This window comes from Streptomyces sp. CB02366 (assembly GCF_001905905.1).
Lineage (GTDB): Bacteria > Actinomycetota > Actinomycetes > Streptomycetales > Streptomycetaceae > Streptomyces.
Genome location: NZ_LIVT01000012.1, coordinates 1 through 14,239, shown reverse-complemented (window position 1 = coordinate 14,239; position 14,239 = coordinate 1). Strand labels below are relative to the sequence as shown.

Annotated in this window: 13 protein-coding genes; 7 read left to right on the top strand and 6 right to left on the bottom strand. The window is 74.6% G+C overall.

Annotation, left to right across the window (positions count from 1 at the left end; all coding sequences use genetic code 11):
• The first annotated feature begins 15 nt into the window (after window positions 1–15).
• Both AMK24_RS26070 and AMK24_RS26065 read left to right on the top strand, forming a co-directional pair.
• Entirely contained in the window at window positions 16–333 is a 318-nt protein-coding gene (locus AMK24_RS26070) for a hypothetical protein (protein ID WP_073771453.1), read from the top strand.
• Window positions 334–584: 251 nt separating this feature from the next.
• Window positions 585–1,103 (top strand): ATP-binding protein, encoded by a 519-nt coding sequence (locus tag AMK24_RS26065; RefSeq protein WP_384578681.1) that lies wholly within the window; start codon window positions 585–587, stop codon window positions 1,101–1,103.
• Window positions 1,104–1,208: 105 nt separating this feature from the next.
• Here the strand turns inward: AMK24_RS26065 and AMK24_RS26060 are convergent, their stop codons facing one another.
• Window positions 1,209–2,423: an ROK family protein gene (locus tag AMK24_RS26060; protein WP_073771329.1), complete on the bottom strand. Its 1,215-nt coding sequence runs from the start codon at window positions 2,421–2,423 to the stop codon at window positions 1,209–1,211.
• A 320-nt stretch (window positions 2,424–2,743) separates the two neighbouring features.
• Here AMK24_RS26060 and AMK24_RS26055 point away from each other — a divergent pair, with 320 nt between their 5' ends.
• A complete protein-coding gene (locus tag AMK24_RS26055) occupies window positions 2,744–3,874 on the top strand; it encodes an MFS transporter (protein WP_073771328.1) in 1,131 nt (376 codons plus the stop codon).
• A 327-nt stretch (window positions 3,875–4,201) separates the two neighbouring features.
• Here AMK24_RS26055 and AMK24_RS26050 read toward each other — a convergent pair whose 3' ends face one another.
• Window positions 4,202–4,906 carry a TetR/AcrR family transcriptional regulator gene (locus AMK24_RS26050; protein ID WP_073771327.1) on the bottom strand — a complete coding sequence of 235 codons (705 nt, stop codon included), beginning with the start codon at window positions 4,904–4,906 and terminating at the stop codon, window positions 4,202–4,204.
• Between the two features lie 150 nt (window positions 4,907–5,056).
• On the opposite strand from AMK24_RS26050, the gene AMK24_RS26045 reads away from it, so the two are divergent.
• Window positions 5,057–5,512 carry a nitroreductase/quinone reductase family protein gene (locus AMK24_RS26045; protein WP_073771326.1) on the top strand — a complete coding sequence of 152 codons (456 nt, stop codon included), beginning with the start codon at window positions 5,057–5,059 and terminating at the stop codon, window positions 5,510–5,512.
• A 46-nt stretch (window positions 5,513–5,558) separates the two neighbouring features.
• On the opposite strand, the gene AMK24_RS26040 is transcribed toward AMK24_RS26045, so the two are convergent.
• On the bottom strand, window positions 5,559–6,773 hold the full coding sequence (locus AMK24_RS26040; RefSeq protein ID WP_073771325.1) for a geranylgeranyl reductase family protein: 1,215 nt from the start codon (window positions 6,771–6,773) through the stop codon (window positions 5,559–5,561).
• 196 nt (window positions 6,774–6,969) lie between these two features.
• Between AMK24_RS26040 and AMK24_RS26035 the strand changes: the two genes are divergently transcribed.
• Both AMK24_RS26035 and AMK24_RS26030 read left to right on the top strand, forming a co-directional pair.
• On the top strand, window positions 6,970–8,334 hold the full coding sequence (locus AMK24_RS26035) for a dipeptidase (protein WP_073771324.1): 1,365 nt from the start codon (window positions 6,970–6,972) through the stop codon (window positions 8,332–8,334).
• A 130-nt stretch (window positions 8,335–8,464) separates the two neighbouring features.
• Window positions 8,465–9,154 (top strand): MBL fold metallo-hydrolase, encoded by a 690-nt coding sequence (locus AMK24_RS26030; protein WP_073771452.1) that lies wholly within the window; start codon window positions 8,465–8,467, stop codon window positions 9,152–9,154.
• A 72-nt stretch (window positions 9,155–9,226) separates the two neighbouring features.
• Here the strand turns inward: AMK24_RS26030 and AMK24_RS26025 are convergent, their stop codons facing one another.
• Together AMK24_RS26025 and AMK24_RS26020 are read right to left on the bottom strand one after the other, a co-directional pair.
• Window positions 9,227–10,264 (bottom strand): NUDIX hydrolase, encoded by a 1,038-nt coding sequence (locus AMK24_RS26025; RefSeq protein WP_073771323.1) that lies wholly within the window; start codon window positions 10,262–10,264, stop codon window positions 9,227–9,229.
• 102 nt (window positions 10,265–10,366) lie between these two features.
• Entirely contained in the window at window positions 10,367–11,296 is a 930-nt protein-coding gene (locus AMK24_RS26020) for an ROK family protein (protein WP_073771322.1), read from the bottom strand.
• A gap of 205 nt (window positions 11,297–11,501) precedes the next feature.
• On the opposite strand from AMK24_RS26020, the gene AMK24_RS26015 reads away from it, so the two are divergent.
• Window positions 11,502–12,530 (top strand): LacI family DNA-binding transcriptional regulator, encoded by a 1,029-nt coding sequence (locus AMK24_RS26015; protein ID WP_107427466.1) that lies wholly within the window; start codon window positions 11,502–11,504, stop codon window positions 12,528–12,530.
• Between the two features lie 289 nt (window positions 12,531–12,819).
• Here the strand turns inward: AMK24_RS26015 and AMK24_RS26010 are convergent, their stop codons facing one another.
• On the bottom strand, window positions 12,820–14,118 hold the full coding sequence (locus tag AMK24_RS26010) for a DUF6986 family protein (protein ID WP_073771321.1): 1,299 nt from the start codon (window positions 14,116–14,118) through the stop codon (window positions 12,820–12,822).
• Between the last annotated feature and the right edge of the window lie 121 nt (window positions 14,119–14,239).

Here is a 14,239-nt window from a genome sequence, read left to right as displayed (position 1 = left end):
GGGGGCGAATCCACGATGGCGGACGTCGAGTTCAGTGCGTCGGGGGTCAGGATCGAACGGTTCACCAGATCGCTGACAAGGGCTGGTCAGGTGGTGGTGAAGGACGGCAGGCTGTCGCTCCTCACGAGCAACGGGCGGGAGATCGCCAGCGCTCCGGTGGGTACGGTCAGCGCGCGGAAGTGGTGGTTCATCGCGGCGGATTCCGTCATCGCCCGGGTGAACGGGGTGCGCTACCGGTTGACGATGGGGCAGCGCAGCCGCAGACGCGACGGAGCGGCTCCGCTACGGCGCTTCCTGGAGACGCTGCGCAGCGCGCGGGGGCGCCGGGACTGACCTGTCGGTACGGACACGGCGGGCCGGTGACCGGGCCGCCGGGCTCCGCCGCGAGTTGCGGAGCCGCAACCCCTGGGCCACGCTGGTCCCATGTCACTGAAGGTGCACTCTCGGTGACAGGGCGATCCGCTCCCCGGACCGGGTCGCGCGACACGAGCAGACACGACAAGAGCAGAGCGGATTCGGCGGTCAGTCGTCCGCCGGCTCCGTTCGTTTCTCTTCTTCCGGACCTATTTCGGGGAGTCGCAGCCGTGATCAGCGAGCCAAGCAGGCACTGCACGGTGGCGCTCCAGGCCATGCCGTCGCGGATCGGTCAAGTCCGCAGGATCATCTCGGCGCAACTGCGCTACTGGCATCTCGATCCTCTGATCGACCAGGCGGCCCTGGGCGTCACCGAGCTTCTCACCAATGTCCACCGGCACGCACAGCCGGACAAGTCATGCACCGTCGACATCGAGCTGCTGCTCGACCGGCTGACGGTCTCCGTCCACGACCACGATCCCCGCCTGCCCGCGGTGAACGAGGCGGATTCGTTCGCCACGTCGGGCCGGGGGCTGGCGCTGATCGCCGCCTTCAGCGAGAGCTGGGGCGTGCGGCCGGTCGGCACGGCGGGGAAGGCCGTCTGGTTCACCCTGCCGACGACCACCGGCGCCTCGACCCTGCCGTCGCTCGCGGTCTACGGGTCGACGACCGACGGGCCGTTCGGGTCCGTCACCATCGCCCCCGACGACCTCTCGTCCCTGCCCGCCCGGTCGGCCGTCGTCGGCTGACCGGGGGCGCGGGGACGGCACGCCCGGCCGAGGGCCGGCGGCGGTGCGGCCCGGGGCCCGGGGCCCGTACGGGCCGACGCCTTGCGTCCGGCGCCCCGGGGCCGGTCAGGCCAGAGCGGCGAGCGGGTCGTCGAGGACCGGCTGCCAGGCCAGCTCGGCCGCGCCCACCAGGCTGTTGTGCGCCAGCGTGCACGGCAGGATGGGTACGCTGCCGCTGCGCCCCCACAGGCTGCGGTCGGCGACGACGGCGCGCAGCCGCTCCGGGTCCGCCTCCAGCAGGTCGCGGTGGAGTCCGCCGAGGATGATCCGGTCGGGGTTGAGGATGTTGACCAGCCCCGCCAGCCCCAGGCCAAGGCGGTCGATCAGCTCTTCGGCGGCGTGCCGTACGGCGGGGTCGCCGTACTCCGTGCGGAGCAGGTGGCCGGCCTGTTTGAGGAGGGACTCCTCGGGGCCCGGCCGGCGGCGGGCGGCGGTGAGGAAGGCCAGCGGGTCGGTCTCCACGTCGAGGCAGCCGCGCCCGCCGCAGTGGCAGGGCCGCCCCTCGGGGTTCACCGCGAGGTGGCCCACCTCCAGGGCGAGTCCCGAACTCCCGCTGTGCAGGCGGCCGTCGAGCACGAGCGCCCCGCCGACCCCCCGGTGGCCGGTGGCCACGCACAGGAGGTGCCGGGCGCCGCGGCCCGCCCCGTGCCGGTGCTCGGCCAGCGCGGTGAGATTGACGTCGTTGCCGGTGAACGCGGGGCCGGTGATGCCCGCTTCGCGCACGCAGGCGGTGAAGATGTCCCGGACCGGGGAGCCGGCGGGCCAGGCGATGTGCAGCGGGTTGAGGGCCGTCCCCTCCGGTTCGGCGACCGCCGAGGGCACCGCGAGCCCGGCCCCGACGCAGCGCAGCCCGCTCTCGCGGAGCAGGGCAGCTCCCGCGCCCACGACTTCCCCGAGTACCTGGGCGGGGTCGGCCATCACCGTGACGCAGCCCGGCGTCGTGGCGACGATCCGGCCACCGAGCCCGACGAGCGCGGCCCGGAAACCGTCTGCGTGCACCTGGGCGGCGAGGACGACGGGTCCGGCCTCCAGGACCGACAGCCGGTGCGAGGGGCGGCCCTGGGAGCCGGCCGCCGAACCGGGGCTGGAGTCGACCCGGATCAGGCCGAGCGCCTCCAGCTCCGCGGCGACCGCCCCGGCGGTGGCGCGGGTGACGCCGAGTTCGGAGGTGAGGACGGCCCGGGTGGGAGCGCGGCCGGTGTGGACCAGTTCCAGTGCGGGCCCGAGCGCACTGCGGCCCCTCTCCAACTTCGTCCGGGTGGTCGTCGCCTTGCCGTTCATGGGGGTGAGTCTCCCATGATCCGAAGGGCCCCAGGACGCCCCGGCCCGGCGCGGGGAGCCGCTTCCGGCCGCGACCGCACGGCTGCGGCCCGGAGCCGGCCGCGGTCCGCCGACCCGCCTCGGACCCGGCTTCGGTCCGCCGCCCGCCGGGCGGTCCGCAGCCTGGAAACGTGCGGTGCGCAGGTGTGTTGCGTCCGTCCTCGGAAGGCCCCTATGCTGAGTTTGTGCCGCAACTAAACAAACTGCGGACGGCCCAACCGGGGGGATTCGGCGGAGACACCGCCCCACCCTCGTCGGCCCGCCTCCGTACCGCGCTGACCGTGTTCTTCGCCCTCGACGGGTTCCTCTTCGCCGGCTGGGTGGTCCGCATCCCGGCCATCAAGCAGCAGACCGGCGCCTCCGCCACCACCCTCGGACTCGCGCTGCTCGGCGTCTCCGCCGGGGCGGTGGTCACCATGATGCTCACCGGCCGGCTCTGCCGCCGCTTCGGCAGCCATGCCACCACCGTGGCCTGCGGCGTCCTGCTCCCGCTGAGCATCGCGCTGCCCGCCCAGACCCACTCGGCGCTCTCCCTCGGGCTCGTCCTGCTGGTGTTCGGGGCGGCGTACGGCGGGATGAACGTGGCGATGAACAGCGCCGCCGTCGATCTGGTCGCCGCGCTGCGGCGGCCGGTCATGCCGAGCTTCCACGCGGCGTTCAGCCTGGGCGGCATGGTCGGCGCCGGGCTCGGCGGCCTGGTCGCGGGCAGCCTCTCCGCCTCCGCCCACCTCTTCGCCCTGGCGGGGACCGGCCTGCTCGTCACGGCCTTCGCCGGACCCGCGCTGCTGCGCCACCGCCCGGCCCACGCCGCCCCCGGCGCCGCCGACGCGCGAACCCCGCGGCAGCGCCTGTCGCCCCGCGCCCGCCGGATCGTCGTGCTCTTCGGCATGATCGCGCTCTGCACGGCGTACGGGGAAGGGGCGCTGGCCGACTGGGGCGCGCTGCACCTGGAGCAGGACCTGGGCGCGCATCCCGGGGTCGCCGCCGCCGGATACGCGGTGTTCGCCCTGACGATGACGGCGGGCCGGCTGACCGGCACCCTGCTCCTGGAACGGCTCGGGCAGACCCGCACCCTCGTCCTCGGCGGGGCGACGGCCGCGGCCGGGATGCTGCTCGGCTCGCTGGCGCCGACCGCCTGGGCGGCGCTGGCCGGCTTCGCGGTCACCGGACTCGGCCTCGCCAACATCTTCCCCGTCGCGGTGGGCCGGGCGGGCGAGCTGGCGGGCCCGAGCGGCGTCGCGGCGGCCTCCACGCTCGGCTACGGCGGCATGCTGCTCGGGCCGCCCGCGATCGGGTTCCTCGCGGACTGGTTCTCGCTGCCGCTGGCCCTGACGACGGTCGCCCTGCTGGCGGCCGCGGCGGCGGCCCTGGGATACGGGGCCCGCAACGCCACCTCGGACGCGCACCCCTGACCACCCCGCGCACCGGGCCGACCGCCCGCACGTCGGGCCGATCGATCGGCCACACCCGGGCGTGGGCCCGCTCCCCGGGCCCACGCCGGAAGCCCGGCCGATCGGGGAGCACGCCGGGGAGCGCCCGTCCGGCCGCCCGCCCCCCGGCACCGCGGTCCGGCCGTCCTTGTGCGACCACGTCGCCCTGATCCGCCTCGGCCCGGCGGTCGCGGCCGCCCTCTTCGCCACCACGGCCCCGCCTTCGCCGCCCCGGGGGCGCCCCGCCCTCCGGCGTCCGGCCGCCCCTCCTCGGCCACGCCCCCGGACCAACGCCGCCGGGGGCCTCGTTCAGCGCCCCGCGACGGCGGGCAGCCCGACCGAGCGGGCCAGCTCCCCCACGGCCTGGCGGAACAGCGGCTCGCGCGCCTCCACGACCCGGTCGAACTGGCCGAACAGCTCGAAGGAGATCAGGCCGAACACCTGGGCCCAGGCGGCCACCAGAGCCGCGACGGCGCCCGGCGGCACATCCGGGGCGAACGCGGCGGCCATCCGCTCGGCGTCGGAACGCAGCTCCGGCGCGAGGGAGGGGACGGCGAGTTCGCCGGCCCGGGACGCGGCGCGGACGATGTCGATGAAGACCAGGCCCACCCGGGAAGCGGGTCCCACCGTGTCCATCGGGGCGGTGTAGCCGGGGACGGGCGAGCCGAAGATCAGGGCGTACTCATGGGGGTGGGCGAGCCCCCACTCCCGTACGGCGCAGGCGACGGCGATCCAGCGTTCGGTGGGCGGCACGGTCTCCGCCCGCCCGGCCGCCGCCTCCTCCGCGACCGCCCCGACGGCGTCGAAGGCGTCCACGATCAAGGCGGTCAGCAGGTCGTCGCGGCTGGGGAAGTAGCGGTAGAGGGCGGAGGAGACCATGCCCAGCTCCCGGGCCACGGCCCGGAGCGAGAGCTTGGCCGCGCCCTCCTCGGCGAGCTGCCTTCTGGCCTCGTCCTTGATGGCGGCGGTCACTTCGACGCGGGCGCGCTCCCGGGCCCCTCGGATGGTGCTCATGCGATCAGTCTGCCACGGGAGCGGAGCACCGACCATGAAAGAGAGCAGCGCTCTTGCTTCTCGCCACTCCGCAGTGCACACTGATCTCAAGTGAGAGCACCGCTCTCACTTTCTTCGCTCGGCAGCAGTGCTCACACCGCGGGAGTCACCATGGCGCAACAGGACTACTACCTCCGGGCCGGCTCCTCCGCCCGGCGGCTCAACAAGGTCGTCGGACGGCTGGCCCGCTACGGACTCAGCCTGATGGGGTCCGCCGAGCTGTCGGTGCGGGGACGCAGGAGCGGGCAGATGCAGCGCATCCCGGTCAACACCCACACCTTCGAGGGCGAGCGGTACCTGGTCTCGGCCCGGGGCCACTCGCAATGGGTGCGCAACATGCGCGTGGCGGGCGGCGGAGAGCTGCGCCTGGGGCGCAGGGTCACCTGCTTCACGGCGGTGGAGATCGCCGACGACGCGCAGAAGGCCCGGATCGTCCGGGCCTATCTGGAGCGGTGGGGCTGGGAGGTCGACCAGTACTTCCAGGGGGTCACGGCGAAGTCCACGGACGCCGAGCTGTTGGCGGCCTGCCCCGACCACCCGGTGTTCCGCCTCACCGAAGCGCCCTGACCGCACCCCGTCCACCGGGAAGCGCGGCCAGGACGTCAGGCGCCCCTCAGCGGTCCATCGCGTGCAGCGCCCGCTGCGCCAGCGGGTGCGTACGGACCAGCTCGGCCAGCGACGTGGTACCCCGCGTGATCCCGGCGAACGCCTTCCAGGCCGGGCGGAAACCGGTCAGCACCGCGTGCAGCACTCCGGGGCGGCGCTCGAACAGCTTGAGCATGCGGCGGCCGACCCCCATCTCCACGCCGAGACCGGCCTTGATGGCGAAGGCGTAGTTGAGGGCCTGGCGGCGGGCGTCCACGGCGTCGTGCGACTCCGCGATCCTGACCGCCCACTCCCCCGCGAGCCGGCCGGAGCGCAGCGCGAAGGAGATGCCTTCACGGGTCCACGGCTCCAGCAGCCCGGCGGCATCCCCGCAGACCACGACCCGGCCCCGGGAGAGCGGCGAGTCGTCACTGCGGCAGCGGGTGAGGTGGCCCGAGGAGACGGCGGGCTCGAACCCGGCGAGGCCGAGGCGGGCGATGAAGTCCTCCAGGTACCGCTTGGTGCCCGCGCCGTCGCCGCGCGCCGAGATGACGCCGACGGTGAGGGTGTCGCCCTTGGGGAAGACCCAGCCGTAACTCCCCGGCATCGGGCCCCAGTCGATGAGGACCCGGCCCGCCCAGTCCTCCGCCACGGTGGCGGGCACCGGGATCTCCGCCTCCAGGCCGAGGTCGACCTGGTCGAGCTTCACCCCGACGTGGGCTCCTATGCGGCCCGCGCTGCCGTCCGCGCCGACGACCGCCCGCGCGAGCACGGTCTCGCCGCCGGCCAGCACCACGGCGACCGTCCGCCGGTCGGGGACGGCGGGACCGTGCTGCTCGACCCGCACCACCGACGCCCCGGTGCGCAGCTCCGCCCCGGCCTTCTGCGCCTCCTCGACCAGACCGGCGTCGAACTCCGGCCGGTTGATGAGGCCGAAGAGCATGCGACGGGACCGGCGGGTGCGCGACAGCTTGCCGTTGAGCGAGAAGGTGACCGCGTGGATGCGGTCCTTCAGGGGCAGTTCGAACCCCGGCGGCAGGGCGTCCCGCGAGAACCCGATGATCCCTCCGCCGCAGGTCTTGTAGCGCGGCAGTTCCGCCTTCTCCAGCAGCAGGACCCTCCGCCCTGCCACGGCTGCCGCGTACGCCGCCGATGCGCCGGCCGGTCCGGCGCCGACGACGACGACATCCCATACGGTCGACTCTTCCGGCTCACGTCCGGCGTCTGCGTTCTCGCTGCTCACGATGTGCTTCTGCTCCTGATCCGACCAGTGGCCCCAAGCTGCTCACGGCATCCTACGGCGCGTTCCGGCCCGGCCCTCCTGTGGGAGGATCGGCCATGATTTCGTCGTACATGCGTCGCCGCACGGACGGCGCCGCACACGGTCGCGTACTCACCGCGCCCCACCCCATAACGTCGCACCCACGAGGAGCGTGCCCATGACCGCCCGTCCGATTCATCAGACCGTCGCCTCGCTGATGCCCCGCGCCCGGCAGGAGCTGGCCGAGCTGGTGGCGTTCCAGTCGGTGGCGGACCCGGCGGTGTTCCCCAGGAGCGAGTGCGAGGGCGCGGCGAACTGGGTCGCCGACGCGCTGCGCGCCGAGGGGTTCACGGACGTCGCCCTCCTGGACACCCCCGACGGGACGCAGTCCGTCTACGGGTACCTGCCCGGACCGGCCGGGGCGCCGACCGTGCTGCTCTACGCGCACTACGACGTGCAGCCGCCGCTGGACGAGTCGGCCTGGATCTCCCCGCCGTTCGAGCTGACCGAACGCGACGGCCGCTGGTACGGACGGGGCGCGGCAGACTGCAAGGGCGGGTTCATCATGCATCTGCTCGCGCTGCGCGCCCTGAAGGCGGACGGCGGCGTGCCGGTCTCGGTGAAGGTGATCGCCGAGGGCTCCGAGGAGCAGGGCACCGGCGGTCTCGAGCGGTACGCGGAGGCGCACCCGGAACTGCTGCGCGCGGACACGGTCGTCATCGGCGACACCGGCAACTTCCGGGTCGGGCTGCCGACGGTCACGGCGACGCTGCGCGGGATGACGATGCTGCGGGTGCAGCTCGACACCCTCGAAGGCAACCTGCACTCCGGGCAGTTCGGCGGCGCGGCCCCGGACGCCCTGGCCGCGATGATCCAGCTGCTGGCCTCCCTGCGCGCCGAGGACGGGACGACCACCGTCGACGGTCTGACCGGCGACGCCGACTGGGACGGCATCCAGTACCCGGAAGCCGAGTTCCGGCAGGACGCCAAGGTGCTGGACGGGGTGGAGCTGATCGGCGCCGGGACGGTCGCGGACCGGATCTGGGCCCGCCCCGCCGTCACCGTCATCGGCATCGACTGCCCGCCGGTGGTCGGCGCGACCCCGTCCGTGCAGGCGAGCGCGCGGGCGCAGATCAGCCTGCGGGTGCCGCCGGGCCACGACGCCGCCGAGGCGACGAAGCTGCTCACCGCCCACCTGGAGTCCCGTGCCCCCTGGGGCGCGCGGGTACGGGTGGAGCAGGTGGGCCAGGGCCAGCCGTTCCGGGCCGACATGACCAGTCCGGCGTACACGGCGATGGCGGAGGCGATGCGGGAGGCCTACCCGGGCCAGGAGATGCAGTCCTCCGGCATGGGCGGCTCCATCCCGCTCTGCAACACGCTGGCGGGCCTCTACCCGGAGGCGGAGATCCTGCTGATCGGGCTGAGCGAGCCCGAGGCGCAGATCCACGCGGTGAACGAGAGCGTGTCGCCCGAGGAGCTGGAGCGGATGTCGGTCGCCGAGGCGCTGTTCCTGCGCAACTACGCGGAGTCGAAGAAGCCCTGAGCCCGCCGGGGCCCGACGGCGCGCCGTCGGGCCCCGCGACGGTTCCGGGAAGGCCCGGGTACGCCCTCGGCGAAGTCGCCCGGAGCGTAGACCCGTGCGGCTCGCCCCCGCGCCCGCGTACGTTCGCCGCATGGATCTCGTGGAGGTACTGCCCACCTTGCACCTGCTCCGCTTCCGGATCGGCCAGGCGTACCTCTGGCGTGACGGAACGGAGCTGACGTTGATCGACGCGGGCGACGCCGAGTCGGCCGCCGCGATCGAGGACGCGGTCCGGACGCTCGGCCACGATCCGGCCGCGATCCGCCGTATCGTCCTCACCCACGGCCACCGCGACCACGTCGGGGCCGCTGGGGAACTGGCGGCCCGGCACGGCGCGGAGATCGTGGCCCATGCGCTGGACGCCCCGGTGATCCGGGGCGAGCGCCCCGTGCCGGAGCCGGACCTGCTGGACTGGGAACGCCCGTTGTACGCACACGGGTTGACGTGCCCCGAGGCTCCGCCCACCGAGGTCGACCGGGAGGTGGGCGGCGGCGAGGTGCTGCCGTTCGGGGGCGGGGCGCGGGTGGTGCACGCCCCGGGCCACACGCCGGGCTCCATCGCCCTCCATCTCCCGCGCCACGGGGTGCTGTTCACCGGCGACTGCGTGGCCTCCGTGGAGGGGCGGGTGATGCTCGGCGTGTTCAACGTGGACCGCGCCGAGGCACGGGCCACGTTCCGGCGGCTGGCCGCCCTCGCTCCCCGTACCGTCTGCTTCGGCCACGGCGACCCGCTCACCGAGAACGCGGCCGGGGTGATGGAGGCCGCGGCGCACGCCTCGTGAGGCGCCGGGCGGCGCGCCCCGGCGGCCGGGCCCCGCGTCCACGGCCCGCCCGGCCGCCCCCGCGGACACCGCTCAGCCCACCGGGACCCCCGCCTCCAGGTTGAGCACCGTCGACCGCTCGCGCGCCCGCAACGCCCAGCGCAGCCGCTCGTACCGGGTGGGCGGCAGCATCCCCGCCGCCTCCTGCTCGGTGACGAAGCGCCAGCCGCGCAGTTCGGAGCCGGGCAGCAGCAGCCGCCCGGCGTCCTCGGAGCGGAGCAGCCCGCCGTCGAAGAGGAAGCGCAGCCCGCCGAAGCCGGGCGGACGGGGCGCTTCCCAGTCGACGAGCAGCAGGCCGGGGGTCCGGTCGAGGCGGAGCCCTATCTCCTCCGCGACCTCGCGGACACCGGCTTGCGCGGGCGCCTCGCCGGGCTCCACGACCCCGCCGGGGAACTCCCATCCCGGCTTGTACGTGGGGTCGACGAGCAGCACCCGGTCCTCCTCGTCGAAGAGCAGCACCCCCGCGGCCACCGTCTCGGCGGTCGGCTCGGGACTCTGCACGATCGGGCACGGCATGGCGCTCCCGGTGCGCACGGCGTCCGCGATCCGTTCGGCGGTCGCCCGGGGGGTGAGGGGGCCGTTGTCCACCACGTACGCGTCCTGGGCGATCCATCCGAGGGCGTCGCGGTAGGCGCCGATGTGCTCGTACGCCCACCGGCGCACCCGCTCGCTCTGCTCGGCGTCGCCGGGGAACTCCTCGCGGCCCGCGATCCGGCCACGCAGGATCGTTTCCTCAGGTGAGAGCGCCACATGGCGGACGGGAATGCGCCGGGAGGCGAGCCCTCCGAAGATCTCGTCGCGGTACTCCTGCCTCAGCAGCGTCATCGGCACCACCAGGACCCCCGGCATCTCGGCGAGCAGCGCCGCCGCCGTGTCCACCACGAGCCGCCGCCAGATCGGCAGGTCCTGGAAGTCGGTGACCTCGGCGAGCCGCTTCTGCGGCAGCAGGGTTCGCAGCGCCGCACCGGTGACCTCCGGGTCGTACAGCGTGCTGTTCGGGATCAGGTCGACCAGCTCGCCCGCGGCGCTGGTCTTGCCCGCACTGAACGCACCGTTGATCCAGACGATCACGGTTCCCCCTCTTCCGTAGCCCTCTGTGGCTTGCCCGCAACACCCTGCCGCGGAAACCCCGTGAGGGCGACGGCGTTGAGCGGATGCGGGCGTTCCGCCCTCTCAGCGCAGCGCGATGGCCGCCGCCGCGGCCCCGACCAGGCCCGCGTCGGCGCCCATCACGGCGGGCGCGACGGTGAGCCGGCGGAGGTAGGAGAGCGTGGCGTAGTCGCGCAGGCTGCGGCGCAACGGCGCGAAGAGCACCTCCCCGGCCCCCGCCACTCCCCCGCCGACCACCGCGATGTCGAGGTCCGCCAGAGCGGCCGTGGCGGCGATGCCGGCGGCCAGGGCCTGGGCCGCGCGCTCGTAGGAGGCGAGGGCGACCGGGTCTCCGGCGCGGGCGGCGGCGGCCACCGCGGCGGCCGTCGCGTCCCCGTCCGGGCCGGGCCGCCAGCCGTTCTCCCGTGCGCGGCGGGCGATGTTGGGGCCGCTCGCGATGCCTTCGACGCAGCCGCGCGCACCGCAGGGGCACGGGTCGCCGTCCAGGTCGACGCTGATGTGCCCGATATGGCCGGCGTTGCCCGAGGGGCCGGGGCGCGGGGCGCCGTCGAGGACGAGGCCGCCGCCGACGCCCGTCGACACGACGAGGCACAGCGCGTTGTCGTAGCCCCGGGCGGCCCCCAGCCAGTGTTCGGCGGCCGTCATCGCGACCCCGTCGCCCACCAGCGCGACGGGCCGCCCGTCCGCCGTCTTGTGCACCCGCTCCACCAGCGGGAAGTCGCGCCACCCGGGCACGTTGACCGGGCTGACCGTGCCCGCGGCGGCGTCCACCGGACCGGCGCTGCCGATGCCCACGGAGCGGGCCCCGCTCCACAGCGGGGAGGCCATCAGCTCCCCCAGCACCTCGTCCACGGCCCCCATGACCGCCTCGGCGCCCTCCTGGGCGGGCGTCGGGCGCTGCGCCCGTACGCGGAGGGAGCCGTCGCCGCCCACCAGCGCGCCTGCGATCTTGGTGCCGCCGATGTCGAGCGCGGCGACGAGGTCGGTATGCATCGGTGTGGGCTCTCCGGATCGGCGAAGGGGCGGGACCTGCGGGTTCCGACCTCAGTTTGCACAGTCTCCCTGCTGTTGACAACGTTGTCCAGGGCCTATGCTCGACGCCACGGCCGCCGACCGACCCCGCGGCGCCCCGCTCGGCCGGCCCCGCGCCCGCCCGGAGCACCGCAGACCACCCGTATCCGACGACAGGACAGCGCACGTGGACCGGACCGCCCGTCATTCCGAGACCCGCTACGGCAACCGGCCGACGATGAAGGACGTGGCGGCCCGCGCCGGAGTGGGTCTCAAGACGGTCTCCCGGGTGGTGAACAGCGAACCCGGCGTCACGCCCGACACCGAACGCCGCGTGCAGGAGGCCATCGACGCGCTCGGCTTCCGCCGCAACGACAGCGCCCGCGTGCTGCGCAAGGGCCGTACGGCGTCCATCGGGCTGGTCCTGGAGGATCTGGCGGACCCGTTCTACGGCCCGCTGAGCCGCGCGGTGGAGGAGGTCGCCCGTGCGCACGGAGCGCTGCTGATCAACGGTTCCAGCGCCGAGGACCCGGAGCGGGAGCAGGAGTTGGTGCTGGCGCTGTGCGCCCGCCGGGTGGACGGTCTGATCGTGATCCCGGCCGGCGACGACCACCGCTATCTGGAGCCGGAGATCAAGGCGGGCATCGCCACGGTCTTCGTGGACCGCCCGGCGGGCCGTGTGGACGTCGACATGGTGCTCTCCGACAGCTTCGGCGGGGCCGGGGAGGGCGTGGCGCACCTCATCGCGCACGGCCACCGCAGAATCGGGTTCATCGGCGACCGGCCGCGCATCCATACGGCCACCGAGCGCCTGCGCGGCTACCACGCGGCGATGGCGGACGCGGGCATCGCCGTCGAGGACGGCTGGGTCTCCCTCGGCTCCACCGAGCCGGAGCGGGTCCGGGCCGCCGTCGAGGAGATGCTGAGCGGTCCCGAGCCGGTCACCGCCCTGTTCGCGGGCAACAACCGGGTGACGGTGACGGTGGTGCGGGCGCTCGCGGAGCGGGAGCGCCCGGTGGCGCTGGTGGGGTTCGACGACATCGAACTGGCGGACCTGCTCGGCATCACCGTAATCGCGCAGGACGCCGCGGCGGTCGGCAGGACCGCCGCCGAGCGCCTGTTCCGCCGCCTCGACGGGGGGGACCACCCCACGGCCCGGGTGGAACTGCCCACGACGCTGATCCCGCGCGGCTCGGGCGAACTGCCTCCCGTCTGAGGACCGGTCGGCCGCACTCCTCGGACCCCCGGTCGAGCAGGGCGGGCAGCCGGGGCGGGGCGCGTCCTGCTAGACCGCGTGGGCCGCTCCGCCCACCCGGTGCGGCTCGGAGCGCGCGAGGCCCAGGAGGCCGGGGGGCACCCCGGTCCGCTCGGCCGGCCGGAGGCCCTGGCCGGGGCGGCGGGCCGACGGCGTACGGGAAAGCGCCCGGTCCGGGGCGGGGTCCGGCCCGGACCGGGCGCTCGGGAGGCCCGCGAGCGGGCCGGATACGGAAGGCGGCGACAGCCGGCTACGGAGCCGTGACGGTCAGGTCGCCCCGGCGCGGGGAGGCGAAGGCGTCCAGGTCGGCACGGGTCAGCCCGGTCAGCCGGGCGACCTCCTCGGTGTCCAGCGCCCCGCAGTCGATGCCGCGCAGCAGGTAGCCGCTGAGGGCCTTGGCGGTGGCCGGCTCGTCCATCACGTCGCCGCCGGCCTTGGCCGCGTACGCGGCGAGCCGGGCGGCGGCCGGCTCCAGGCCCTCGCGGTAGAAGGCGTAGACGGCGGCGTAGCGTGTGGGCAGGTGGCCGGGGTGCATGTCCCAGCCCTGGTAGTAGGCGCGGGCCAGAGCACGGCGGGTGAGGCCGTAGTGGAGCCGCCACGCCTCGTGGACCTGGCCGGTCGGGCCTACGGGCAGGACGTTGGTCGAGCCGTCGGAGACCCGCACGCCGGTGCCCGCCGCGGCGACCTGCATGACGGCCTTGGCGTGGTCGGCCGCGGGGTGGTCGCTGGCCTGGTAGGCGGCGCTGACCCCGACGCAGGCGCTGTAGTCGAACGTCCCGTAGTGGAGCCCGGTGGCGCGGCCCCGCGCGGCGTCGATCATCCGGGCGACGGCAGCGGTGCCGTCGGCGGCGAGGATGGACTGGCTGGTCTCGATCTGGATCTCGAAACCGATACGCCCGGCGTCCAGGCCGTGCGCCTTCTCGAAGGCTTCCAGGAGGTGGACGAAGGCGGTGACCTGCTCGGGGTAGGTGACCTTCGGGAGGGTCAGCACGAGCCCGTCCGGAAGTCCGCCGGCCTCCATGAGCCCGCTGAGGAAGACGTCCGTGGTGCGGATGCCCCGGTCGCGGACACCGGCCTCCATGCACTTCATCCGGATGCCCGTGTACGGAGCCGCCGTGCCGTTCGCGTACGCCTCGGCGACCAGGCGGGCGGCCCGGGCGGCGGCCCGGTCCTCCTCGGCGTCCGGGCGGGGGCCGTAGCCGTCCTCGAAGTCGATGCGCAGGTCCTCGACGGGCTCGCGCTCCAGCTTGGCGCGTACGCGGTCGTGGACCGGCCCCGCCAACTCCTCGGGGATGCCGAGCACCGCGGCGAACGAGGCCGCGTCGGGGGCGTGTTCGTCGAGGGCCGCGAGCGCCTGGTCGCCCCAGGAACGCAGCGTGCCGGGCTCGATGACGTCACCGGGCACGTAGACGGTGTGGACGGGCTGGCGGGTGCCGGGGTCGCCCGGGTAGCGGCTGGCCAGCTCCGCGTCGACCGCCGCGAGGGAGGCGCTGATCTCCTCGCTGACCGCACCGGCGAGGCTCGTCGCCACCTTCTCCTGCTGACCCATGACCGCACCCTCCACGCTCTCGTCGTTTCCGCTTCCCGGAATCAACAATCCGTATAGTGAAGTTATAAGTCTGCTCGATCGGCGTCAATGGCCGCTGGGTACGGCTCCGGGCCGCGCGGTG

Coding starts and splice junctions, on each gene's coding strand:
- AMK24_RS26070 (WP_073771453.1), top strand. CDS start 16: ATGGCGGACGTCGAGTTCAGTGCGTCGGGGGTCAGGATCGAACGGTTC.
- AMK24_RS26060 (WP_073771329.1), bottom strand. CDS start 2,423: ATGAACGGCAAGGCGACGACCACCCGGACGAAGTTGGAGAGGGGCCGC.
- AMK24_RS26050 (WP_073771327.1), bottom strand. CDS start 4,906: ATGAGCACCATCCGAGGGGCCCGGGAGCGCGCCCGCGTCGAAGTGACC.
- AMK24_RS26045 (WP_073771326.1), top strand. CDS start 5,057: ATGGCGCAACAGGACTACTACCTCCGGGCCGGCTCCTCCGCCCGGCGG.
- AMK24_RS26035 (WP_073771324.1), top strand. CDS start 6,970: ATGACCGCCCGTCCGATTCATCAGACCGTCGCCTCGCTGATGCCCCGC.
- AMK24_RS26030 (WP_073771452.1), top strand. CDS start 8,465: ATGGATCTCGTGGAGGTACTGCCCACCTTGCACCTGCTCCGCTTCCGG.
- AMK24_RS26020 (WP_073771322.1), bottom strand. CDS start 11,296: ATGCATACCGACCTCGTCGCCGCGCTCGACATCGGCGGCACCAAGATC.
- AMK24_RS26010 (WP_073771321.1), bottom strand. CDS start 14,118: ATGGGTCAGCAGGAGAAGGTGGCGACGAGCCTCGCCGGTGCGGTCAGC.